Origin of the sequence: Streptomyces sp. NPDC005574 (assembly GCF_040605435.1) — a bacterium.
GTDB lineage: Bacteria > Actinomycetota > Actinomycetes > Streptomycetales > Streptomycetaceae > Streptomyces.
Window position 1 is genome coordinate 47,941 of record NZ_JBEXCW010000019.1, and the last position, 22,713, is coordinate 70,653.

Annotated in this window: 20 protein-coding genes and 2 tRNA genes; 4 read left to right on the top strand and 18 right to left on the bottom strand. The window is 71.3% G+C overall.

The window, feature by feature from the left end; all coding sequences use genetic code 11:
• Positions 1 to 242 precede the first annotated feature (242 nt).
• From ABZT03_RS15545 to leuS, 3 genes are all read right to left on the bottom strand, one after another.
• Positions 243 to 1,088, bottom strand: coding sequence for a DegV family protein (locus ABZT03_RS15545; RefSeq protein WP_356038972.1), 846 nt, complete (start codon positions 1,086 to 1,088; stop codon positions 243 to 245).
• A 72-nt stretch (positions 1,089 to 1,160) separates the two neighbouring features.
• Entirely contained in the window at positions 1,161 to 1,892 is a 732-nt protein-coding gene (locus tag ABZT03_RS15550) for a hypothetical protein (protein ID WP_356038975.1), read from the bottom strand.
• 140 nt (positions 1,893 to 2,032) lie between these two features.
• Positions 2,033 to 4,912 (bottom strand): leucine--tRNA ligase, encoded by a 2,880-nt coding sequence (gene leuS, locus ABZT03_RS15555; protein WP_356038978.1) that lies wholly within the window; start codon positions 4,910 to 4,912, stop codon positions 2,033 to 2,035.
• Between the two features lie 506 nt (positions 4,913 to 5,418).
• On the opposite strand from leuS, the gene ABZT03_RS15560 reads away from it, so the two are divergent.
• Together ABZT03_RS15560 and ABZT03_RS15565 are read left to right on the top strand one after the other, a co-directional pair.
• Positions 5,419 to 6,642 (top strand): cytochrome b/b6 domain-containing protein, encoded by a 1,224-nt coding sequence (locus tag ABZT03_RS15560; RefSeq protein ID WP_356038981.1) that lies wholly within the window; start codon positions 5,419 to 5,421, stop codon positions 6,640 to 6,642.
• Positions 6,639 to 8,249, top strand: a complete 1,611-nt coding sequence (locus ABZT03_RS15565) for an NADH-ubiquinone oxidoreductase-F iron-sulfur binding region domain-containing protein (RefSeq protein WP_356038984.1) — start codon at positions 6,639 to 6,641, stop codon at positions 8,247 to 8,249. Before ABZT03_RS15560 ends, ABZT03_RS15565 begins: the two co-directional genes overlap by 4 nt.
• 117 nt (positions 8,250 to 8,366) lie before the next feature.
• Here the strand turns inward: ABZT03_RS15565 and ABZT03_RS15570 are convergent.
• From ABZT03_RS15570 to ABZT03_RS15580, 3 genes are all read right to left on the bottom strand, one after another.
• Positions 8,367 to 8,439, bottom strand: a tRNA-Ala gene (locus tag ABZT03_RS15570).
• Between the two features lie 187 nt (positions 8,440 to 8,626).
• On the bottom strand, positions 8,627 to 8,860 hold the full coding sequence (locus tag ABZT03_RS15575) for a hypothetical protein (RefSeq protein ID WP_003976229.1): 234 nt from the start codon (positions 8,858 to 8,860) through the stop codon (positions 8,627 to 8,629).
• 246 nt (positions 8,861 to 9,106) lie between these two features.
• Positions 9,107 to 10,576 carry an MFS transporter gene (locus ABZT03_RS15580; RefSeq protein ID WP_356038986.1) on the bottom strand — a complete coding sequence of 490 codons (1,470 nt, stop codon included), beginning with the start codon at positions 10,574 to 10,576 and terminating at the stop codon, positions 9,107 to 9,109.
• A gap of 108 nt (positions 10,577 to 10,684) precedes the next feature.
• Between ABZT03_RS15580 and ABZT03_RS15585 the strand changes: the two genes are divergently transcribed.
• Positions 10,685 to 11,590, top strand: a complete 906-nt coding sequence (locus ABZT03_RS15585) for a helix-turn-helix transcriptional regulator (RefSeq protein ID WP_356038989.1) — start codon at positions 10,685 to 10,687, stop codon at positions 11,588 to 11,590.
• A gap of 53 nt (positions 11,591 to 11,643) precedes the next feature.
• Here the strand turns inward: ABZT03_RS15585 and ABZT03_RS15590 are convergent.
• The 7 genes from ABZT03_RS15590 to ABZT03_RS15620 form a co-directional block, all read right to left on the bottom strand.
• Positions 11,644 to 11,716, bottom strand: a tRNA-Ala gene (locus ABZT03_RS15590).
• 108 nt (positions 11,717 to 11,824) lie between these two features.
• Positions 11,825 to 12,499: a histidine phosphatase family protein gene (locus tag ABZT03_RS15595; protein ID WP_356038992.1), complete on the bottom strand. Its 675-nt coding sequence runs from the start codon at positions 12,497 to 12,499 to the stop codon at positions 11,825 to 11,827.
• Positions 12,496 to 12,939, bottom strand: coding sequence for a ribosome silencing factor (gene rsfS / locus ABZT03_RS15600; RefSeq protein WP_356038995.1), 444 nt, complete (start codon positions 12,937 to 12,939; stop codon positions 12,496 to 12,498). The genes ABZT03_RS15595 and rsfS overlap by 4 nt, the downstream gene beginning before the upstream one ends.
• Before the next feature lie 99 nt (positions 12,940 to 13,038).
• A complete protein-coding gene (locus tag ABZT03_RS15605; protein ID WP_356038999.1) occupies positions 13,039 to 14,811 on the bottom strand; it encodes a LytR C-terminal domain-containing protein in 1,773 nt (590 codons plus the stop codon).
• A 16-nt stretch (positions 14,812 to 14,827) separates the two neighbouring features.
• Entirely contained in the window at positions 14,828 to 15,592 is a 765-nt protein-coding gene (gene nadD / locus ABZT03_RS15610; RefSeq protein WP_356039002.1) for a nicotinate-nucleotide adenylyltransferase, read from the bottom strand.
• 82 nt (positions 15,593 to 15,674) lie between these two features.
• On the bottom strand, positions 15,675 to 15,839 hold the full coding sequence (locus tag ABZT03_RS15615; RefSeq protein ID WP_192583393.1) for a hypothetical protein: 165 nt from the start codon (positions 15,837 to 15,839) through the stop codon (positions 15,675 to 15,677).
• Between the two features lie 110 nt (positions 15,840 to 15,949).
• Positions 15,950 to 16,111 carry a hypothetical protein gene (locus tag ABZT03_RS15620; protein ID WP_356039005.1) on the bottom strand — a complete coding sequence of 54 codons (162 nt, stop codon included), beginning with the start codon at positions 16,109 to 16,111 and terminating at the stop codon, positions 15,950 to 15,952.
• A 103-nt stretch (positions 16,112 to 16,214) separates the two neighbouring features.
• Here ABZT03_RS15620 and ABZT03_RS15625 point away from each other — a divergent pair, with 103 nt between their 5' ends.
• Positions 16,215 to 17,339, top strand: a complete 1,125-nt coding sequence (locus ABZT03_RS15625; RefSeq protein WP_356039008.1) for a M48 family metallopeptidase — start codon at positions 16,215 to 16,217, stop codon at positions 17,337 to 17,339.
• Between the two features lie 85 nt (positions 17,340 to 17,424).
• Here the strand turns inward: ABZT03_RS15625 and ABZT03_RS15630 are convergent, their stop codons facing one another.
• The 5 genes from ABZT03_RS15630 to proB form a co-directional block, all read right to left on the bottom strand.
• Positions 17,425 to 18,495, bottom strand: coding sequence for a hypothetical protein (locus ABZT03_RS15630; protein WP_356039011.1), 1,071 nt, complete (start codon positions 18,493 to 18,495; stop codon positions 17,425 to 17,427).
• A gap of 100 nt (positions 18,496 to 18,595) precedes the next feature.
• Positions 18,596 to 19,201 carry a hypothetical protein gene (locus ABZT03_RS15635; RefSeq protein ID WP_356039014.1) on the bottom strand — a complete coding sequence of 202 codons (606 nt, stop codon included), beginning with the start codon at positions 19,199 to 19,201 and terminating at the stop codon, positions 18,596 to 18,598.
• Positions 19,202 to 19,359: 158 nt separating this feature from the next.
• Positions 19,360 to 20,646, bottom strand: coding sequence for a glutamate-5-semialdehyde dehydrogenase (locus ABZT03_RS15640; protein WP_356039017.1), 1,287 nt, complete (start codon positions 20,644 to 20,646; stop codon positions 19,360 to 19,362).
• Positions 20,647 to 20,707: 61 nt separating this feature from the next.
• Positions 20,708 to 21,166, bottom strand: coding sequence for a hypothetical protein (locus tag ABZT03_RS15645; protein WP_356039131.1), 459 nt, complete (start codon positions 21,164 to 21,166; stop codon positions 20,708 to 20,710).
• Positions 21,167 to 21,374: 208 nt separating this feature from the next.
• Entirely contained in the window at positions 21,375 to 22,481 is a 1,107-nt protein-coding gene (gene proB, locus ABZT03_RS15650) for a glutamate 5-kinase (protein ID WP_356039021.1), read from the bottom strand.
• Positions 22,482 to 22,713 lie beyond the last annotated feature (232 nt).

Here is a 22,713-nt window from a genome sequence, read left to right on the forward strand (position 1 = left end):
GAGCACTCGGCGAACTCGCGATGATCTTGAGCAAATCCCGTGGACGACCACCCCCTTGTGGATAACTCCGTCACCCGCAAGGGTCATGCGCCCTGCCCGCCCACACCCCGCCGGCGGAACCAGCCCGGCCCCTGGGACACAGCGGAACCCGCGGCGCCCAGGAAACCCAGGCACCCGCCTGCTAAGTCACGCCAAGTCACGCCACGCAAGTCACGTCACATCACGCCAAGTCACATCCCCCCTCAGCGAGGCGACACCACAACTCCCAGCAGACCGGGGCCCGTGTGCGCCCCGATCACCGCACCGACCTCGCTCACATGCAGCTCGGCGAGTCCCGGCACCCTGGCCCGCAGGCGGTCCGCCAGAGCGGACGCACGATCGGGCGCGGCCAGGTGGTGAACCGCGATGTCGACGGGGGCGCTGCCCGCCCGGTCGGCCACGATCTCCTCCAGGCGGGCGATGGCCTTGGACGCCGTCCGCACCTTCTCCAGAAGCTCGATCCGTCCGCCGCCCAGCTGCAGCAGGGGCTTCACCGCGAGGGCGGAGCCGAGGAGGGCCTGCGCCGCGCCGATCCGGCCGCCGCGGCGCAGATAGTCGAGGGTGTCGACGTAGAAGTAGGCGGCCGTCCCCGCGGCCCGTTTCTCCGCGGCCGTGACGGCCTCATCCACCGTGCCGCCCGCTCCCGCCGTCTCCGCCGCGGCGAGCGCGCAGAAGCCGAGAGCCATCGCGACCATCCCGGTGTCGACCACACGCACCGGCACGGCCGCCTCGCGGGCGGCGACGACCGCGGCGTCGTAGGTGCCGGAGAGTTCCGCGGACAGGTGCAGGGAGACGATGCCGGTGGCGCCGGACTCGGCGATCTCGCGGTAGGTCTCGGCGAAGTGCCGGGGGCTGGGGCGGGATGTGGTGACCGACCGGCGCTTCTGGAGGGCCTGTGCCAGCGAACGGGTCGAGATCTCGGTGCCCTCTTCGAGCGCCTGGTCGCCGAGGACGACGGTCAGGGGCACCGCGGTGATGCCGTGGCGCTGCATCGTCCGCGGCGGCAGGTAGGCCGTTGAATCGGTGACGATCGCGACATGGCGGGACATGAGCTGGAGGTTACCTGGCGTAGCGCCCGGGTGGCAGCCCGGCCCCGCTGAGCCGGGACGGCCGTGTCCGGATCAAGTGGTGCTCTCCGGACGGGGTTTCTTCTGCCAGGGGTACACGGGCCGGTCGGCCGGCGGGGTGATGGCCTGCGGCGCCGGCTCGTCGGCCGCGGGCCGGGGGGTCTCCGGCCAGGTCTGGTGGACCGTGGTCGGATCGGTGGCGGGGGCCTGCGGCCAGGGGGCGGCCGGGGGCGGTGGCTCGGGCGTCGTCCAGTGCCGCAGGGCGCCGGACTCGACGTCGATCTGCGCGCTGAGCGAGTCCAGGTCGTCGTTCGCGAAGCGGTGGGCGCGGTCGCGGGCCGCCCAGCGCAGGGAGTCCGCCGAGTGTGTGAGACGTTCGGCGCGCTCGCGCAGGGAGGGCAACCGCTCGGCCAGCGTCGCCCGGTCGGGCTCGGACTCCATGCGCTTGAGTTCGCCGTCGAGTTCGTGGCCGTGCGCGCTGAGCCGCTCGAACAGGCTGAGGGACTCCTTCAGCGTCTCGTCCTCGGTCACGCCCGCCAGCAGGGTGTCCTGGGTCGCGCGCATCGAGGTGCGCAGCTTCAGCCGCAGCTGGGCTATCTCCCCGGCCGGTCCCGGCTGAGCGAAGGACTTGGCCCGCAGGGTGTGGTCCTCGACGGTGCGGCGGGCCTGGGTGATCGTGCGGTCCACGCCCCGCTTGGCGGCGCCGACCACCTTCACCGTGGCATAGGCGCCGAGCACCAGGAAAAGCACGAAGAGAAGGGCGACGATGGTGACGGCTACTTCCACGACGCTCCTCCTCGGCCGGTCCCGGCGCGCGGCGCGCCACTCCTCAACGGTAAACGCAAAGGGCAGGCACGGAGTTCCAGAAAAACCCCGAACCTGCCCGTAGGGGACTACCCCGAGCCGCGCCCGCGGCCCCCTGACGCCTACGCGGTGACGATGTTCACCAGCTTCGGCGCCCGCACGATCACCTTGCGGATGCCCGCGCCGTCCAGCGCGGCCACCACCTTCTCGTCGGCCAGCGCGACCTTTTCCAGCTCCTCGTCCGAGATGGACGGGGAGACCTCCAGGCGCGCCTTGACCTTGCCCTTTACCTGGACCACGCAGGTGACGGTCTCGTCCACGACGTACGCCGGGTCCGCGACCGGGAAGTCCCGGTGGACGACCGAGTCGGTGTGGCCCAGCTTGCGCCACAGCTCCTCGGCGATGTGCGGGGCCAGCGGGGCGACCAGCAGCACCAGGTCCTCGGCGACGGAGCGCGGCACCGGGCCGGCCGCCTTGGTCAGGTGGTTGTTCAGCTCGGTGATCTTGGCGATGGCGGTGTTGAAGCGCAGTCCCTCCAGGTCCTGGCGCACGCCGTCGATCGCCTTGTGCAGGGCACGCAGCGTCTCCTCGTCGGCCTCGGCGTCGACGACGGTGACCTCGCCGCTCGCCTCGTCGACGATGTTGCGCCACAGCCGCTGCAGCAGCCGGAACTGGCCCACCACCGCGCGCGTGTCCCACGGTCGCGACACGTCCAGGGGACCCATCGCCATCTCGTACAGGCGCAGCGTGTCGGCGCCGTACTCGGCGGCGATCTCGTCCGGAGTGACGGCGTTCTTCAGGGACTTGCCCATCTTGCCCAGCAACCGCGAGACCTTCTCGCCCTGGTGGTAGTAGGCGCCGTCGCGCTCCTCCACCTCGGCGGCCGGCACCGCGATGCCCCGGCTGTCGCGGTAGACGAAGGCCTGGATCATGCCCTGGTTGAACAGCTTGTGGAACGGTTCGACCGACGAGACGTGACCCAGGTCGAACAGGACCTTGGACCAGAAGCGCGCGTACAGCAGGTGCAGCACCGCGTGCTCGGCGCCGCCGACGTACAGGTCGACACCGCCGTGCGGCTGGCCCTCGCGCGGACCCATCCAGTAGCGCTCGATCTCCGGGTCGACCAGCTCGCGGTCGTTGTGCGGGTCCAGGTAGCGCAGCTCGTACCAGCAGGAGCCGGCCCAGTTGGGCATGGTGTTGGTCTCACGGCGGTACTTGCGCGGGCCGCGGCCGTCGCCCAGGTCCAGGGTGACGTCGACCCAGTCCTCGTTGCGGGACAGCGGGGTCTCCGGGGAGGTGTCCGCGTCGTCCGGGTCGAAGGTGCGCGGCGAGTAGTCCTCGACCTCCGGCAGTTCCAGCGGCAGCATCGACTCGGGCAGGGAGTGGGCGACGCCCTCCTCGTCGTAGACGATCGGGAAGGGCTCGCCCCAGTAGCGCTGGCGGCTGAACAACCAGTCCCGCAGGCGGAAGTTGACGGTGCCTTCGCCGATGCCCTCGTGCGCCAGCCAGTCGGTGATGCGCGCCTTGGCCTCGACGACTCCCAGTCCGTCCAGGGAGACGGCGTCCCGGGAGGAGTTGACGATCTTCGCGTCGTAGGACACGAAGGCGTCCTCCCACGCGGAGGTGTCGGTGTCGCGGCCGTCGGTCGGCTCGACGACACAGCGGACCGGCAGTTCGAAGGCGCGCGCGAAGGCGAAGTCGCGCGTGTCGTGGGCGGGGACCGCCATGATCGCGCCGGTGCCGTAGCCCATCAGCACGTAGTCGGCGATGAAGACGGGGATCCGCTCGCCGGTGACCGGGTTGGTCGCGAACACGCCGGTGAAGACACCGGTCTTGTCCTTGGCCTCGGCCTGCCGCTCGACGTCGGACTTGGCGGCGGCCTGCGCGCGGTACGCGGCGACGGCCTCGGCCGGACTCGCGTGGCCGCCGGTCCACACCTCGTGCGTGCCCTCGGGCCAGGTGTCCGGGGTGAACTTCTCGACCAGCGGGTGCTCGGGGGCCAGCACCATGTAGGTCGCGCCGAACAGGGTGTCCTGGCGGGTGGTGAAGACGGTGATGTGCTCGCCGTCGACGGGGAAGTCGACGCGGGCGCCCTCGGAGCGGCCGATCCAGTTGCGCTGCTGCAGCTTGATGGCCTCGGGCCAGTCCAGCGCGTCCAGGTCGTTCAGCAGGCGGTCGGCGTAGGCCGTGATCCGCATGTTCCACTGGCGCAGCTTGGCCTTGAAGACGGGGAAGTTGCCGCGCTCGGAGCGGCCCTCGGAGGTGACCTCCTCGTTGGCCAGCACGGTGCCCAGCCCGGGGCACCAGTTGACGGGCGCGTCGGAGGCGTAGGCCAGGCGGTACTCGCTCAGGACGTCCGCGCGCTCGACGGCGCTCAGCTCGCTCCACGCGCGCGTGGTGCCCGGTACGGCGCGCTCACCGCTCTCGAAGCGGGCGATCAGCTCGGCGATGGGGCGGGCCTTGTCCGCCTCCTCGTCGTACCAGGAGTTGAAGATCTGCAGGAAGATCCACTGCGTCCACTTGTAGTAGTCCGGATCGATCGTCGCGAACGACCGGCGCTTGTCGTGGCCCAGGCCCAGCCTGCGCAGCTGGGACTTCATGTTGTTGATGGCCGCCTCGGTGGTGATCCGAGGGTGCTCGCCGGTCTGCACGGCGTGCTGCTCGGCCGGCAGGCCGAAGGCGTCGAAGCCCAGGGTGTGCAGGACGTTGTGGCCGGTCATCCGCTGGAACCGGGCGTAGACGTCGGTGGCGATGTACCCCAGAGGGTGACCGACGTGCAGTCCGGCACCCGACGGATAGGGGAACATGTCCATGATGAACTTCTTGGGCTTGGCGACCAGCGCCGGGTCGCCCGCGAGGTCGCCCTTGGGGTTGGGTGCCGCGTAGGTGCCCTCGGCGTCCCAGAAGTCCTGCCAGCGTGCCTCGACCTCGGCCGCCATGGCGGCCGTGTAGCGGTGCGGCGCGACCGCCTCGGAGGCGGCAGCGTGGTTCGTCTCGCTCATGATCCTCAAAGCTCCATCGATCGTCTCTGCCAACGGCTGCGACATCCAAGAAACGAAAAATCCCCTCGCACAGGAGGGGACGCCGCGCCGATTCCGCACCAGCCGGCTGCCCGGCGGTCGGGACTGATCAGCGCGGCTCGCTAAGCAGAAGGCGTACGGCACGCATGGCGTTAGGGTACCGCAGGCGTTGAGCACGCCGCGACGCGCTTACGTATGCCTTCTTGGCACCGGGTGCCGCCCGCGCGGCGACCCCCTGCGTCGCGTCAACATCGTGCACAACAACTGAACAGGGCCAAAAGTTACTTCGCGTAACGGCCACTAAAGGACATCGCAACGACACCGTGGTCGTTTGATAACAACGCAATAACTGAAACCTCGTACTCACCGGTATGGCGCCACTTAGAGTGCGGCAACGGGACCGCTTTCCCGAACTGCTCGGAGTTGCCCCCATGAACGATCGTCGTAGTAACAGCTCGCTCCCCCGTACAGGCCGGTCGGCCTACGGGATGGCTTCGGCTGTCGTCCTGCTCCTGATACCCGTGATGGTGCTGGTAGGAGGTGACAGGTTCCGTGACTTCCTCAACTTCGGCGCGGGCGTCCTGTCACTGGTGTCGCTCAGCTGCTCGGTGATCTGGGGCCTCGTCGCCCAGGACCGGATCTTCCTGAACACACGTCAGCGGATCATCGGCCAGGCGGTGCACCGGACGACCGCGGTCGCCTCGATCGCGTTCCTGCTGCTGCACATCACCACCAAGATCGCACTCGATCACACCCAGCTGATCGCCGCGGTGCTCCCCTTCTCCCTGGGTGTCACCGGAAGCGCCGGCCTCATCGGGCTCGGCTCCCTGGCCGGTCTCCTCATGATCTTCGTCGGCATCACCGGCGCCCTGCGCAGCAAGTTCGCCTCCCCGGCCCCGGTGGCGGCCCGCTGGCGGGCGATGCACATGCTGGCCTATCCGGCCTGGTGCGCCGCGCTCATCCACGGGCTCTACGCGGGTCGCGCGGCGAAGCCGATCTTCGTCATCCTGTACGGCCTGTCCCTGCTCGGGGTCACCGCGGCCCTCGCCCTGCGTGCGGCGCCCCGGCCGATCAAGCGCCAGGTCGCCGACCGGATCGCCGCTGTCCTCGGGACCGAGGAGCGGCCGGGCCGCGAGGGGCTGGAGGCGAGCCGCGCCAGGATGGCGGAGTCCACGCTCTCCGGCTTCGACAACCGGCGTGCGGGGCAGTCGCGCGGCGCCGAGACCCGCTTCGACGCACCGGCTGCGCCCACCCCGGCCCCGGAACCCAACGGCTTCGCGGCCGCCTACCGCACGGTGTCCACCCCGCAACGTCCCCAGCAGCCCTTCGCCGCCGACCAGACCGCGCGCATGAACGTGCCGATGGACATGCAGCCCACCGAGGCCATGCCCCGCATGGACGGCGGCGGCAGCACCTCCGGCAGCTGGCCGATCCCGTCACCGCCGCCCGTGGGCGAGGCGCCGCCGTCGGCCTACGACCCCATGCAGGACACCGGATTCAACATCCCGACCTACGGCAGTTCGGGCACCGGCGGGTACGGGACGAGTGACATGTACGACACCGGTGAGTCAAACAGTGCCTATGGCACGTATAACCCGAACGACACGTACAACAGCGGTCCCGCCACTGAAACGCTGCCCGGTGCTTCCTACGACTTCGACGCACCGGGCTCGGGCGAACCTTGGAACACGCCTTCCGGAGGCTTTAAGTGAACGAGGCCCTGCCCGACGTCCCAGAAGTCCGCGTGGTCGGGCTTCCACAGCTCACGTCGGGTTTCGACCTTGTCGAAAGGCTCGATCTGCCCATGCACCTCAAGGTGCACGGGCCGCTCGAGCCCTTGGGCGGCGAGCAGCTCGCGAAGCTCGCCGAGAACATCAACCTGAAGGGCCGCGGCGGCGCGGGCTTCCCCTTCCACAAGAAGCTGCGCTCGGTCGCGGAGGCCGCGATCAAGCGCGGCGTCCGGCCGGTCGTCGTCGTCAACGGCAGCGAGGACGAACCGGCCTGCCGCAAGGACACGGTGCTCATCAACCGTGCCCCGCACCTCATCCTGGACGGCGCTCTGCTGGTCGCGGAGGCGCTGGGTGCCCGCACGCTCGTGGTGGGGGTCACCCGCGAATCGACCCAGCGCTCCATGGAGGCCGCGCTCGCCGAGCGCGGCCTGAGCAACGGGCGCCGGTCGGCGCTGCGCGCGAGCGTCCAGCGCAACCCGATCCGGATGGTCACCGGCGCCGCCGCGTCGCTGGTCCGCTCCATCGACGGCGGCCCCGCGATCCCGCCGGGCCGCAAGGTCAGCGCCTCGCAGAACGGCGTGGGCGGGGCGCCCACCCTGCTGTCCAACGCGGAGACCTTCGCCCAGCTGGCCATCGCCGCCCGCATCGGCCCGGAGCGCTACGGCAACACCGGCCTGTACGACGAGCCCGGCACCGTCATGCTGACGGTCTCGGGCGCCGTGGCCCGCCCGATGGTCATCGAGGTGCCCACGGGCGTCCCGCTGCGCTACGTCCTGCAGCTGGCCGGCGCCCCGCCGGTGCCCCAGGGTGTGCTGACCGGCGGCTACCACGGCAAGTGGATCGACGCGGCGACGGTCAACGAGGCGGTCGTCTCCCGCAACTCCCTGGACGCGGTGGGCGGGGCCCTCGGCGCGGGCGCGATCCTGCCGATCAGCCAGGAGACGTGCCCGCTGGGCGAGTCCCTGCGGGTGGCGCAGTGGCTGGCGGACGAGAGCGCGGGCCAGTGCGGTCCCTGCTACCTCGGTCTGCCGGCCGCCGCGCGCGGCATGGAGGACATCATCAACGGTGGCGGCCCGGCCGCCCTGGAGGCCCTCAAGCAGGTCGCCAAGAACGTCAAGCGGCGTGGTGCGTGCTCGCACCCGGACGGCTCCGCGATGTTCCTGGAGTCGACCATCAAGGCGTTCACCGACGACCTCGCCGCGCACGTCCTCGGCAACGGCTGCGGACGGCCCGTGGAGGGCGTGCTGCCGCTCTTCGAGGCCGGGACGGCCCCGGCGAGCATCACGAGCGGCGCCGCGACGGACGACGGCGGCGGCAGCCGCCAGAAGATCTTCGTCGACTGGACCCTGTGCCGCGGCCACGGCCTGTGCGCGGACATCCTCCCGGAGGTCTTCCAGCTCGGCGCCGACGGCTTCCCCACGGTGGCGCAGGCGAAGGTGCCGCAGTACGCGGAGGCGAAGGCACTGCGGGCGGTGCGCCGCTGCCCGGCGCTCGCCCTGCGCCTGGAGGAGGACACGCGCGCGCAGGCGCCGTCCCGCAACCTCCCGGTGCTCTCCCAGGGCCGCGGCCGCCGCGCCCTGGGCCGCTGACCACGCGAACGGTGGGCCGCCCGGCTCGGGCGGCCCACCGCTGTTCGTCGGGGGTGCATTTTCGAACACACGCCGAGGGCGGGCCATCCGATTCGGATGACCCGCCCTCGACTTCTGTGGAGCTAAGGAGAATTGAACTCCTGACCTCCTGCATGCCATGCAGGCGCTCTACCAACTGAGCTATAGCCCCTTGCGGTGTTCCGCCCGGCTTCCCCGGCGGCGACGCCAACATTACACGGTCCACAGGGTGCAGTACCAAATCGTTTCCGTTCCGCACGGAGACGTGAGGCACGGGGCCCGGGGGGCGTCGCACGCGGCCCTGCGGTCCGGGTCGCCGGCAGGCTCGCCGGGACCCGTCCGCGCGGTCCCGGCCGGCCTCAGGCGGTGACGAAGGAGTAGAACCGCTTGAGCGTGCAGTGCTCTTCGAGGAGGCGGCCGTAGATCGGCTCACCCTCCAGTTCGCGGTACGTCTCGATCGGGTCGCCCTTTATGATCAGCGCCCGCGCGCATTCCTCGCACCAGTACTGGTAGTCGGGGTTGACCGGCTCCATGTCCCGGACAATGGGCGTGCCGCTGCCACACCAGTCGCACTTTCGCCTGTGTGCACCCATCGATCAGCTCCAGCTGTGGCCGCAGGCCGTGCACACGTAGGAGATCCCGCCGTTGTCCCCGAGGACTTGGGCGACCCGGACAGAACCGCAGGAAGGGCAGCTGAGACGGGTGACCGTACCCCGTGTCGACGCTGCATCGAGAAGGTGGCCGACCTCCTCGATGATGCTCGCAGGCATCACTGCTCCCTCCCGTCGGGCCGCGCCCCCTTCCGGTCGTTTGATTCTGCCACGACCGGACCAATACGGTCAGCGACGCCTCAGTACCAGTCCGGACACGGCACCCACCGCGGCGGTCCCTGCCAGCGCGAACGTGCACGCCAAAAGCGCCTCCGCAGAGGTATACGCCCCGGAGACCCCGAGTGACTCAAGCCGGTTCAGGAACAGTGTGCCGAACGCGGCGACTCCGACGATCTGGCCGAGCTGGGTGACCGTCGCGAGCAGGCCGCTGGCGTCCGCCGCGTCCTCGGGCCGGACCGTGGCCAACGCGCGCGTGAGCGTGGGACTGAAGGCGAGCGCCAGCCCGACGCCCAGGCCCGCGTAGGCGACGTACAGCGGCACTCCGCCGTGGTCGCCGCCTCTCAGCGCGAGGCCCACTCCCGCCACTGAGAGGGCGGTGAGCGCGAACCCGGCGGGGGTGAGCCCGCGCTGCCAGGCGGCCGGCCAGTTCCGCCAGGTGAGACCGACCACTCCGAAGACGACCGCGGTCGGCGCGAAGGTCAGGCCGGCCCGCAACGGGCTGTAGCCGAGGCCTCCCTGGACATGCAGGGTCAGCGCGAACAGGAAGCCGCCGTTCACGGCCATGACGGCCATGATGCGCAGTACGGCGAGACCCATCCCGGGGTGGCGCAGCACGCGGGGCGCGATCAGCGGGGCGCCGCCGCGCCGGGCCAGCCGGGACTCGTAGCCGCAGAACAGCCCGAAGGCGACCGCGGAGGCGGCCAGGGAGAGCCAGGACCACAGCGGCCAGTCCTCCTCCTGTCCGAGCACCAGCGGCACGCTGAACAGCGACACGGCCGCTCCGAGGAGCACCAGACCCGGCAGGTCGAGGCCACGCCCGCGCTCACGCGGAGTGGCCCCGCGCCCTGGCAGCACCCGCCGGCCGACCGCCAGGAGGACCAGGCCGACCGGCACGTTGACGAGGAAGACGGGCCGCCAGCCGGTGCCGAACAGGTCGGCGTCCACCAGGACTCCGCCGAGCACCTGCCCCGCCGCGGAGCCGACGGCGATCACCGCGGAGTAGGCGCCGAATGCCTTCAGCCTGGCCTCGCCGGTGAAGGTGCGCTGGATCAGGCTGAGCACCTGCGGGATCATCACGGCCGATCCGGCTCCCTGCACCAGCCGGAACACGATGAGTTGACCCGCTCCCCCGGCCAGGCCGCAGGCGAACGAGGCGGCGGTGAACAGGGCGAGACCGGCGAGGTGGACCCGGCCGTGGCCGAGCCGGTCACCGAGGCGGGCCCCGGTGATCAGCAGCACGGAGTACGTGATGGCGTACCCGGCGACCACCAGTTGCAGGTCGGCGCCCGAGGCGTGGAGATCGGAACCGATCGTGGGGGCCGCGACGTTCACGATGAACACGTCGAGCAGTGCCATGAACTGGGCGGCGAGGACGGTCGCGAGCAGCGCCCGGGGCCGATTGTCAGTGGTGGGCGTTTTACTGGCTGCAGGACTTGGAACGGGTGCGAGACCCGGTCCCGGCCCAGGAGTTGTCGTCATGCCGTCGAGCCTGGCGATCCTCCGGTAAGGGTGCCGAGTGCCCGCTGATGCTGGTACTGACAGCACCTGGCAGCAGACAGGCCGGGCGTCGAGCATGGGGGTGTGACGATGGGGACGACACAGCGCCGCCGACCCGAGCTGGCCACCTTCCTGCGCAGCAGGCGCGCCCGGGTGACACCGGCGGACGTGGGCATGCCGCCGGGCCTCAGGCGCCGCACTCCGGGGCTGCGCCGCGAGGAGGTCGCGCAGCTCTCCGGCGTCGGCGTCACCTGGTACACATGGCTGGAGCAGGGCCGGCCGATCAACGCCTCCCCGCAGGTCCTGGACGCCGTGGCCCGCACCCTGCGGCTGGACACACCGGAGCGGGAGCATCTGTACCACCTGGCCGAAGTGCCGTACGCCGCCGTCCCGGAGTCCGTCGTGCGGAGCGTGGGTGCGGAGATCCAGGGCATCATCGACGCCCTGGTGCCGCGCCCGGCGGTGGTCTACAACGCTCGTTACGACGTGCTGGCCGCCAACCCGGTCTACCGGGACCTGTTCTCGGTGCGGCCGGGACCGGGCGAGCGCCCGCCCAACGTGCTGTGGAAGCTGTTCACGGTCCCGGAGGAGGACTGCCCGCTGCGGTTCCGGGACAGCGAACTGCCCATGATGGTGGCGACGCTGCGCGCCGCGTACGGACTGCATGCCGGGGAGCCCGCGTGGGAGGGCTTCATACGCGGGCTGTCCGCGGTGAGCCCGCACTTCGCCCGACTGTGGGAGAGCGGCGACGTGCTGGAGCCCGGACGGCGGGTCAAGGCCTTCCGGCACAGGGAGCTGGGCGAGCTGCGCATGACGTCGGTGTCACTGTCGGTCAACGGCATGCCGGAGTGCCGGATCGTGGTCTACACGCCCGCCGACGAGGACACGGCACGTCGCGCGGCCCTGCTGCGGGAGCGGGGGGAGAGCCTGTGGCCTTCGTCGCCGGCCCGCTCCGCGGCGGAGTGCGGCGAGGAAACGAGAAATCCCGCCCCCTGAAAGGGACGGGATCTTCGCGAACTGATCTTTGACAACTCAAGAGAGTGTCGTTGTGGAGCTAAGGAGAATTGAACTCCTGACCTCCTGCATGCCATGCAGGCGCTCTACCAACTGAGCTATAGCCCCGCGTGTTCTTCCCGCTCGGCGGGGGCGAACAAGAAGAACTTTAGCCTGCGACCTGCCGGAAAGTGAAATCCGGGTCGGGGCCCCGGAGCGGGGTCCGGTGCGTACCGCTCAGTCGTCGTCGCCGAGCACCGGTTCGGGCAGCGTGCCGGCGTTGTGCTCCAGCAGGCGCCAGCCGCGGGCGCCCTCGCCGAGCACCGACCAGCAGCAGTTGGAGAGGCCGCCGAGGCTCTCCCAGTGGCGCGCCTCCAGGCCGAGGAGGCGTCCGATGGTGGTGCGGATCGTGCCGCCGTGGCTGACCACGACGAGCGTGCCCTCCTCGGGCAGCTTCTCGGCGTGCCGGAGCACCACGGGCGCGGCGCGGTCGGCCACCTCCGTCTCCAGTTCGCCGCCGCCGCGGCGCACGGGCTCACCGCGCTTCCAGGCGGTGTACTCCTCGCCGTGCCGGGCGATGATCTCCTGGTGGGTCAGCCCCTGCCAGACGCCCGCGTAGGTCTCGCGCAGGCCCTCGTCGTGGGTGACGTCGAGGCCGGTGAGCTCGGCCAGCTCGGCGGCGGTGTTCGCGGCCCGCCGGAGGTCGGAGGCGACGATCGCGTCAGGCTTGAGGGAGGCGAGCAGCCGGGCGGCGCGCCGGGCCTGTCCGACGCCCGTCTCGGTGAGCTCGACGTCCGTGGTGCCCTGGAAGCGGCCCTCCAGGTTCCAGGAGGTCTGGCCGTGCCGCCACAGGATGACGCGGCGGCCCCGGCCCGTCCTGGAGCCGGAGCCGGCGCCCGAGGGGGCAGTCACCGCAGCTCCCCGAACTCCTCGGCGTCCTCGTCGGACCGCAGCTTGGCGTGCTCCTCGCCCTTGCCGCGGGTCGCCTTGGCGTCGGCGGGCAGTTCCAGCTCGGGGCAGTCCTTCCACAGCCGCTCCAGGGCGTAGAAGACACGCTCCTCGCTGTGCTGGACGTGGACGACGATGTCGACGTAGTCGAGCAGGATCCAGCGGGCGTCGCGGTCGCCCTCACGGCGTACCGGCTTGGCGCCGAGCTCCTTCTGGAGCCGTTCCTCGATCTCGTCGACGATCGACTTGACCTGGCGGTCGTTGGGGGCGGACGCCAGCAGGAAGGCGTCGGTGATCGACAGGACGTCACTGACGTCGTAGGCGATGACGTCGTGGGCGAGCTTGTCTGCGGCCGCCTGTGCGGCGGTGTTGATGAGTTCGAGAGAGCGGTCGGTCGCGGTCACTGCGTGGCTTTCCGTCGGCGGGCACTGGAGGTCAAGGGTCTCACGGACGGCCGACGGCACCCCACGTGATCAGTGGATCACCCGGGGCGCCGTCGCGGGTCAGGAGGCGGAGGGCTGGTAGTCCTGGCCGAGGACCACCGAGACGTTCGCGTTCGAGGAGACCTTGCCCTTGGCCACGGCAGCGGCCGGCAGGCCGAGCGTCTTGGCGACCTCGGTGGCGTTCTCCTTGTCGGCGGCGTCCGTGTAGACGACCGTGGAGGCGGCCTGCGTGCTCGCCGTACCGCCGCCCAGGAAGGTGAAGCCGCCGTTGAGGAGCGCGACGCGCGCCTTCTCGGTGTTGTCCTTGGTCCCGCTGGCGTTCTGCAGGGACACGCGGACCGAGGTGCCCTGGTCGGGGCTCTTCGCGGTGCCGCCGAGCACGTCCTTGACGACACTGGCGCTGGTCTGCGCGCTCAGCGTGCCGTCGCCCTGCACGGGCAGCAGGGCGGTCTTGTAGTCGCCGCCCTTGGCGAGGTCGGCGAGCTTGGCGAGGAAGGTGCCGAGGTCCTTGTCGGTCAGCGACGGGTCGAGGATCTGGGCGAGCGTCTGGACGGTGGTGGTCGCGCCCGCCGGGTCGGAGGACAGTTTCCGCATCACGCCCTGCAGGACCTGGCCGAACCGCTCCAGCTGGGCGTTCTGGGCCTCGCCGGAGGCTCGGTAGGTGGCGTAGGCGACGGCCGCCTTGCCGCTGAGGGTCTGGGCCTTGCCCCGGTGCACGAGGGGCGCGGTGCCCTTCTTCGTGGTGGACGGGTCGGGCACGTCCGCGTCGGTGTCGACCTCGATGTTGCCGACGAGGTCGACGAGGTTCTGCAGGTAGGGGGTGTCCAGCCGCCAGGTGCCCTGGATGTCGGTGCCGAGGACGGTGTCGAGCGCGTCGCGGGTGCCCGAGGAGCCGTCGTCGTCGACCGACTTGGCCAGCGTGGTCGCCGAGCCGTCGTCGTCGGTCAGGGAGAGGGAGTTGGGCAGCAGGACGGTGGTGGCCTGCTTGGTGGTGGTGTTGTCGACGAGCAGCGCCGTGGAGGTGCCGCCCTTCCTGGTGTTGTGCAGGTGGACGACGATCACGTCCCGCTTCTGGGCGCCCGCGGCCGTGGCGGTGCCGGTCTTCGGGTCGGAGGAGGACGAGCCGGGCAGCTTCCCGGCGTACCAGAGGTAGCCGACCCCTCCGGCCGCGACCAGGGCCAGGGTGACGACCAGGGCCACGAGGCGCCCGCGGGCGCGCCGCTTGGCCTCCTCCCGGCGCTCGGTGCGGTTCTCGGTGAAGTTCAGCCAGTCGATGACGTCCTCGGACTCGGCGTCCGGTTCCTCGATGAACGCGAACTGCTCGGTGTGGTAGTCCGGTTCGGCTTCGGCGGCCTGCCCCTGCCCCTGCCCGGGGACGGCGCCGTGCTCGCCCTGCTGCTCGCCGCGCAGGCCGGGTGCGGGGCGGGGCGGGGCGGCCGGTTCCGCGGCCGGGCCGGCCTGCTGCGGGATGTACGCGGTCTGTTCGGCGGCCCCGGGCTGCCGGCCGCCCGCGGCGGTCTGGCCGTAGGGGTCGTACGCCGTCGCGGGACCACCGGCCTGCGGTGCGCCGGTCGCGTACGGGTCGTACGGCGGGACGGGTGCTTGCCGGCCCGTGCCGTAGGGGTCGTAGGAGGGCGCGGGCTGCTGCCAGCCCGTCGCGTACGGGTCGTAGCCGTAGTTCTGCTGCGCGTACGGGTCGTACGGCTGCTGCGGAGCCTGTTGCCGTGGGACCTGCTGGTAGACGGGACGGCCGTACTCGTCGTAGCCGACGATCTCGTAGCGGTCGCCCTCGTAGGGGTCGTCCTCGTGCCCCGCGTCGTGTCGGTCGTTCACCGGTGCCCCTCTCGGCTCACTCGCCGCGGTACAGCTCACGCTTGTCGATGTAGCGCACGACGCCGTCCGGCACCAGGTACCAGACGGGATCGCCCTTGGCGACTCTCGCACGGCAGTCGGTGGAGGAGATGGCGAGGGCGGGGACCTCGACGAGCGAGACACCGCCTTCGGGGAGACCGTCGTCGGACAGGACGTGGCCCGGCCGGGTGACCCCGACGAAGTGCGCGAGGGAGAACAGTTCCTCCGTGTCCCGCCAGGTCAGGATCTGGCCGAGGGCGTCGGCGCCGGTGATGAAGAACAGGTCGGTGTCGGGGTTGAGCGCGCGCAGGTCGCGCAGGGTGTCCGCGGTGTAGGTCGGGCCGCCGCGGTCGATATCGATCCGGCTGACCGAGAACTGCGGGTTCTCGGCGGTCGCGATGACCGTCATCAGGTAGCGGTCCTCCGCCGGGGAGACCGCGCGGTGGGTCTTCTGCCACGGCTGCCCCGTCGGCACGAACACCACCTCGTCGAGGTGGAACCGCGCGGCGACCTCACTGGCCGCCACGAGGTGCCCGTGGTGGATCGGGTCGAACGTTCCGCCCATGACGCCCAGGCGGCGCTTGCCCGGGCTGGAGGGGCCGTTGCGGGGGCCTGTCACCGGAGGTCTCCCGGAGCCGCCGGCGGCCGGCCGTCTCCCTGCGCCGCCGCTCGGCGGGGGGTTTCCGGCAGCACCCGCCGGCTCGTCGTCCGCACCGTTCGCCGCGTCGTTCGCCGGACCGGTAGGCATGTCCTGCTCTCCCATGCGTGCAGACCCTACCGGCCCGGCCTGTCAGGCTCGGCCGGGAGTCCCCCGGGGCCGGCCCGGAAAGAGGCCTTTGCCGGACTCAGCGGTCGCGGTTGAAGCGCGTGGTGATCCACAGCAGGAGCAGCAGGACGAACAGCGCGCCGCCGCCGGTGAGGTAGGGGCTGAGGCTCTCGTGGTTGCCGCCGTGCTCCTCGCCCTCGGCGGCAAGCGTGACCAACTGGGCTGCGGTGCTGTGGAAGCTCATCTTCGGCAGGACCTATCCGGTGTGGGCGGGATAAAGATGTCGGCTCATGGTAAGCGGGCACCTCGGCCGCGATCACGCCGACTCCACCGTCGGGGAACCTTCCCCCCGGCTCAGTCGTCCTTCCGCTTGTACCCCCGCAGCAGGAACCACGCGGTCAGGACACAGCCCACGATCATCACGATCAGTACGACCCGGAGCAGATTGCCCGCCCCCTGCTGCTCGGCGGCGCTCGCTGCCTCGGTGAGCCAGGTGGCTGCGGGACTGTGCTCCATGACGACGACTCCTTCGCTGTACTGCCCGTCCACGGTATCTCCGCCTAGGCTGGGCTCTGCTTCGGGGGCGCGCAGGGGCCGCAGACGGCCACCACAGACGCACATGGGGGAAGACATGTCCGACGACGACGGCCACGAGCAGAGCGGGCACGAGCAGGTGCCGAGCAGGCAGCGCAGGCGCTTCCCGGGGATCTCCTCGCGAACCTACGAGCACCCCGCCGACCGCTCCGCGCTGGTGGCGCTGCGCAAGCTGAGCGGTTTCGACACCGTCTTCAAGGCGTTGAGCGGCCTGTTGCCCGAGCGCAGCCTGCGGCTGCTGTTCCTGTCCGACTCGGTGCGCGTCTGCGAGCGACAGTTCGCGCACCTCGACGACATGCTGCGGGACGCCTGTCACATCCTGGACCTGGAGAAGGTCCCGCCGATGTACGTCACCCAGGACCCGCGGCCCAACGCGATGTGCATCGGCCTGGACGAGCCGATCATCGTCGTCACCACCGGGCTCGTCGAGCTGCTCGACGAGGAGGAGATGCGGGCGGTCGTCGGGCACGAGGTGGGGCACGCCCTGTCCGGCCACTCGGTCTACCGGACCATCCTGCTCTTCCTGACGGGCCTGGCCCTCAAGGTCGCCTGGATACCCCTGGGCAACCTCGCGATCATGGCGATCGTCACCGCGCTGCGCGAGTGGTTCCGCAAGTCGGAGCTGTCCGCGGACCGGGCGGGTCTGCTGGTCGGGCAGGACCTGCGGGCCTCGATGCGCGGTCTGATGAAGATCGCGGGCGGCAACCACCTGCACGAGATGAACGTGGACGCGTTCCTGGAGCAGGCCGAGGAGTACGAGGCGGGGGGCGATCTGCGCGACTCCGTGCTCAAGATCCTCAACGTGCTGCCCCGCTCGCACCCCTTCACCACCGTGCGGGCGGCCGAGCTGAAGAAGTGGTCCGAGTCCCGCGACTTCCAGCGGATCATGGACGGCCACTACCCGCGGCGCAGCGAGGACAAGGACACCTCGGTCACCGACTCCTTCCGTGAGTCGGCGGCGAGCTACACCACGCAGGTGAAGAGCTCCAAGGACCCGCTGATGAAGCTGGTCAGCGATCTGGCCGGCGGGGCCGGGGACCTCGGCGGCCGGGTGCGGCGCGGCTTCGGCGGGTTCACGAACGGCGCGTCGCAGGACCAGCCGCCGACCGAAGAACCGCCCTCGGACACCCCGCCGCGCGAGGGCGGCTGACCGCCCGGTCCACACCGGCTGCATATCCCGGGCGGGAGCGACCCGGAAGCGCCGCGGAGGGGGCGGCGCCCGCGTGCGGCGGCGCTCAGACCCTGGGCTGGGCGCTCGTCGCGAGGGAGCCGCACAGGGCCGTGGCGCTGCCGGTGGCGTAGGGGTCCGTACCGGCCGGGCCGCCCGCCTTGGCGGTCTGGCCGGCGAGCAGCGGCCGCAGGTGGTTCGTCGAGTCCTCGGCGCAGGACAGGGGGCCCGCCTGGACATAGGAGACGGCCAGCTGCGCGGTGTGCAGGCGCAGGTCGTCGCGGTCGAAGCGGAAGTGCAGCTCGCGCCGGACGGTGAACAGCGAGGCCGCGGCCGCGTGGTCGGCACCGGCCGGGCGCAGGGCGTAGACGAAGGTGTGGTCGGCGGTGACCTCGAGCGTGGACGAGTCGGTCTCGGCGGCCTGGAGGGTGCCCTGGACCCGGATCCTGGAGTCGGCCAGTTCGGCGCCGGCCGGGTCGATGCGGACCAGCCAGCCGGTCGGGGCGTGCCGGCCGTCGGCCGCCGGGTGGGCGAAACTCTCGTCGAACTGGTCGAGTTGGTCGCTGTCGAGGAGCATCCGCACGGGCCGCACCTGCTGCCCGGTGAGGACCTCGGGGTACAGCGAGGAACGGACGATGTAGTCCTTGGCGGTGGTCAGGGCGCCGACGATCTGGCTGTCGGAGAAGTGCGCGGTGCGCCGGGAGGCGGGCAGCGGGATGCCCTCGGCGCCGATGCGGAACTGCGCGGCGGGGCTGTGCGCGTACAGGTACTCGGGGCTGGCGTGGCCGGGCACCCTGCCGCCGGGGGTGAGCGGGATGACGGTCATCCGCAGCGGCTCCACGGGCTGCCGGGAGGCGGGCGTCTGGTAGGGGTTCCGTACGCCCATGTAGATCGCGGTGCCGAAGGCGACGGCGATCAGCAGGACCAGGACCAGGACCTGCCGGGACAGGCCCCGGCGCAGGGGCGGGCGGCGGCGCACGGCGGGCGCGTGGTCGGCCATGCGCTCCTGCGCGGAGAACTCCTGGAGGCGGGCAGCGCGGACGAACGACTCGTCGAAGACGACGGATCGGTACTCGTCCTCCGCACCACCGGGGCCGCCCTCGGGTGCCCCCTCAGGTGGTTCTCCAGGCCCTCCCATATCTTCAGGGTAGGTCTCCGGGCCCTCGGGTAAACGCCCCGCTGCACGACAACTTCTGACAGGTTCTCACCAGAAATGCCGGGAAGCCCCCGCAGAGGGGTCAGGGCGTGCGCGGGAAGGCCGAGACGGTCGGCCGGGAGGGGGCGGCGGAGGCGGAGGGCGCCGTCGAGCCGCCCTGTTCCAGACCGGTCGAGGCGGGCGGCGGGACCTGGTCGCGGCTGCCGCCCGAGGAGGTCCCGCGGTAGACCGCCGCGAAGGCCAGCGCGACCATGCCGACGCCCATCACGAGGGCGAGCATCCAGGCGACGGGGCGGTGCCAGCGGACGTGCTTGCCGTACGTCCCGGGGGCGCCGTAGCGCCGTTCGAGGATGTCGGCGTCGTCGAGGTCGTCGAGGTCGGGATCATGGCCGAACCCGAACGGTCCGCCGGGGCCGAAGCCGTGCTCGTAGCGTTCGCCTCTGCCGAGCGCCCGGCGGGCCTCGGCCTCGGAGGCTTCCGCTCTCGCGCGGGCAGCGGCCAGGAGGCGTTCGACGGCGGTCGGCTCGTGCGCCACGGCCGCCTGTACGAAGGCCTCGTCGAAGACCACGGAGGCGAACTCTTCGTCCGACACCCCGCGGTCGTGGTCGTCGTCGGGCTCCCAGCCGTCTGGGAACGGCTTGCCCCCCACGTCCTCCGGCACGAGTCCAGAGTAGACCTGGGGGGTCAATTTCGGCAGACGAAGGGGCAATTCATCCGACTGCTGAGACAGCCCGCCGCGATGGGCGCGAGGCCGGGGCGCGCGCCGGGCACGCGTCGAAGGCACCCGCCGGGCGCATATGCCCACCCGGCGTTCCGGTCCGTGACCGGCCGCGCCCGGCGCCGCTCTCAGCGCCGGATGTGCCCGTCACCGGTGACGATGTACTTGGTGCTGGTCAGCTCCGGCAGCCCCATCGGGCCCCGCGCGTGCAGCTTCTGCGTCGAGATGCCGATCTCCGCGCCGAAGCCGAACTGCCCGCCGTCGGTGAACCGGGTGGAGGCGTTGACGGCGACCGTCGTGGAGTCGACCAGTCGGGTGAACCGCCGGGCGGCCTGCTGGGAGGTCGTCACGATGGCCTCGGTGTGCCCGGAGGTCCACAGCCGGATGTGCTCGACGGCCTTGTCGAGCGAGTCGACGACGGCGGCGGCGATGTCGTAGGAGAGGTACTCGGTCTCCCAGTCTTCCGGGGTCGCCTCCACCACGGTGGCCTTGGAGTCCTTGGCGTAGGCCAGGACCCGCTCGTCGGCGTGCACGGTGACCCCGGCCTCCGCGAGGGCGTCCAGGGCGCGCGGCAGGAACTCGGCGGCGATGTCCTGGTGCACGAGGAGGGTCTCGGCGGAGTTGCAGACGCTGACCCGGCTCGCCTTGGAGTTGATCAGGATGCCGACCGCCATGTCGAGGTCGGCCTGGGCGTCGACGTAGACGTGGCAGTTGCCGGTGCCGGTCTCGATGACCGGGACGGTGGACTCCGAGACGACGGTCTGGATCAGCGAGGCACCGCCGCGCGGGATCAGCACGTCGACCAGGCCGCGGGCGCGCATCAGCTCGCGCACGCTCTCGCGGCTCTCGCCGGGCACCAGCTGCACGGCGTCGGCGGGCAGCCCGGCGCCGCCCACGGCGTCGCGGATCACCCGGACCAGGGCGCTGTTCGACTCGAACGCCGAGGCCGAGCCGCGCAGCAGTACCGCGTTGCCGGACTTCAGGCACAGGGCGGCGGCGTCGACGGTGACGTTGGGGCGGGCCTCGTAGATGATGCCGACCACGCCGAGCGGGACGCGGACCTGGCGCAGGTCGATGCCGTTGGGCAGGGTCGAACCGCGCACCACCTCGCCGACCGGGTCGGGCAGGGCGACGACGTCCCGGACGTCGGAGGCGATCGCGCGCACCCGCTCGGGGGTGAGCGTCAGGCGGTCGACGACGGACTCGCTGGTGCCGGCCTCGCGGGCCCGGGCGACGTCCTTGGCGTTGGCCTCGACGATCTCGCTCGTACGGACTTCCAGGGCGTCCGCGACGGCGAGCAGCGCGTCGTCCTTGTCGGCCCGCGGCAGCGGCGCGAGGTCGGCGGCGGCCGCCTTGGCGCGGTAGGCGGCCCGGGTGACCGGGGACATGGAGTCGTACGGAGAGAGCGTGGTCATGAGCAAAGGGTAGTGCGCCGGGCGGGCGCGTACACCGGTCGTTCCACAGCGCGAGACGGGCTCAAAAGGGGTGAACTCCGACAGGGGTGGCCGGCGCCGGCCCGTACCCCTCGGCGACGCGCTGGTGGTAGGTCTGGCGGTCGATGACCTCCAGGCCGACGATCTCCCACGGCGGCAGTCCCGCGGTCTGGCGGTGCTCGCCCCACAGGCGCAGGGCGACGGCGGCCGCGTCGTGCAGGTCGCGGGCCTCCTCCCAGTACCGGATCTCCGCGTGGTCGTTGGCGTATCTGCTGGTCAGCAGGAAGGGGTGGTCGTGCGCGAGTTGTTCGAGCGCCCGCCGCACCTCTTTCAGCGGGGCCTCCTCGCCGGAGACGCTGAGGGTGATGTGCCACAGCCGCGGGAGGTCCTCGGGGCGCTCGCCCTCGAAGCGGTCGCCGGCCGCCACGCTCGTCAGGGTCCGCTCTTCGCCGGCCGCCCGGGAGGGGGTACCACCGCGGGACGCCGCCGCCCCAGGGCGCACTCGTCTCACGACGGCCTCCTTCACACGACGGTCGAGCAGTGCCCGGGCAGTGCTCGTACTCGATGGGTCCCTGAGACAAAGTTGAGCAGGCCGCAAGGGCTCGTGGGGCGGTTTTGCGGAACGTCCACCTCAGGGCTACGCCCGCGCCGGGACGTTCACCCCGTTTTCGGATGCCTCGGGCACCTGTCCGGACGGTGCCCGGCTCCGCTCAGGGCTGCAGAAGCACCAGGTCGTCCCGGTGGACGACCTCGCGCTCGTATCCGGGTCCCAGGTCGCGGGCCAGTTCCCGGGTCGAGCGGCCGATCAGCCGGGGGATCTCCCGGGCGTCGAAGTTGACGAGCCCGCGGGCCACCGCGCGCCCCTGTCCGTCGAGCAGCTCCACGGGGTCGCCCGCGCTGAACTCGCCCTCCAGGCCGGCGATCCCGGCCGGCAGCAGCGACTTGCGGCCCTCGACGACCGCGCGCACGGCCCCGTCGTCGAGGGTGAGCGAGCCCTGCGGGGTGGAGGCGTGCTGCAGCCACAGCAGCCGGTCCGCGGAGCGCTTGCCGGTGGAGTGGAAGTAGGTGCCGGTGTCGCCGCCGGAGAGCGCGTCGGCCGCGTGGACCGCGCTGGTCAGCACCACGGGGATGCCGGCCGCCGCCGCGATCCGCGCGGCCTCGACCTTGGTGACCATGCCGCCGGTGCCCACGCCCGCCTTGCCGGCGCTGCCGATGTCGACGTGCGCGAGGTCGGCGGGTCCCCGCACCTCCGCTATCCGGGAGGTGCCCGGCTTGCTCGGGTCGCCGTCGTAGACGCCGTCGATGTCGGACAGCAGCACCAGCAGGTCGGCGCGGACGAGGTGGGCGACGAGGGCGGCGAGCCGGTCGTTGTCGCCGAAGCGGATCTCGTCGGTGGCGACGGTGTCGTTCTCGTTGACGACCGGGAGGGCGCCCATCGCGAGGAGCTGGTCGAGGGTGCGGGAGGCGTTGCGGTGGTGGGAGCGCCGGCTCATGTCGTCGGAGGTGAGCAGCACCTGGCCGACGCGTACGCCGTAGCGGGCGAAGGAGGCGGTGTAACGGGCCACGAGCAGGCCCTGGCCGACGCTGGCCGCGGCCTGCTGGCGGGCGAGGTCGCGCGGACGGCGGCGCAGGCCGAGCGGGGCGAGGCCGGCCGCGATGGCTCCGGAGGAAACGAGAACAATCTCACGTTCCCCTCCACTTCGGCTCTTGGCGAGGACGTCGACGAGCGCGTCGACCCGGTCGGCGTCCAGTCCGCCGGTCGCGGTCGTCAGCGACGAGGAACCCACCTTGACGACGAGCCGGTGGGCCTCGTTCACGGCTTGTCTTGCCCCTGCCACCTTGGTCTTTGTCCCCTCGCGTAGGTCCGACAGCCCCGTCCGGCAATCTACGCGAAGCGGGGCGGGCACCGCGCGTCGGTCCACCTCGCGGACACATCGCAGCTGTAACTGCTCACTCACGCACCGCATATGGCAAAAAGGTTGTGCAGGTTGCTCATAGAAATCAAAGAGCATCCAAATTTAATCTGAAGTTTGTGTCACCTACAGTTCG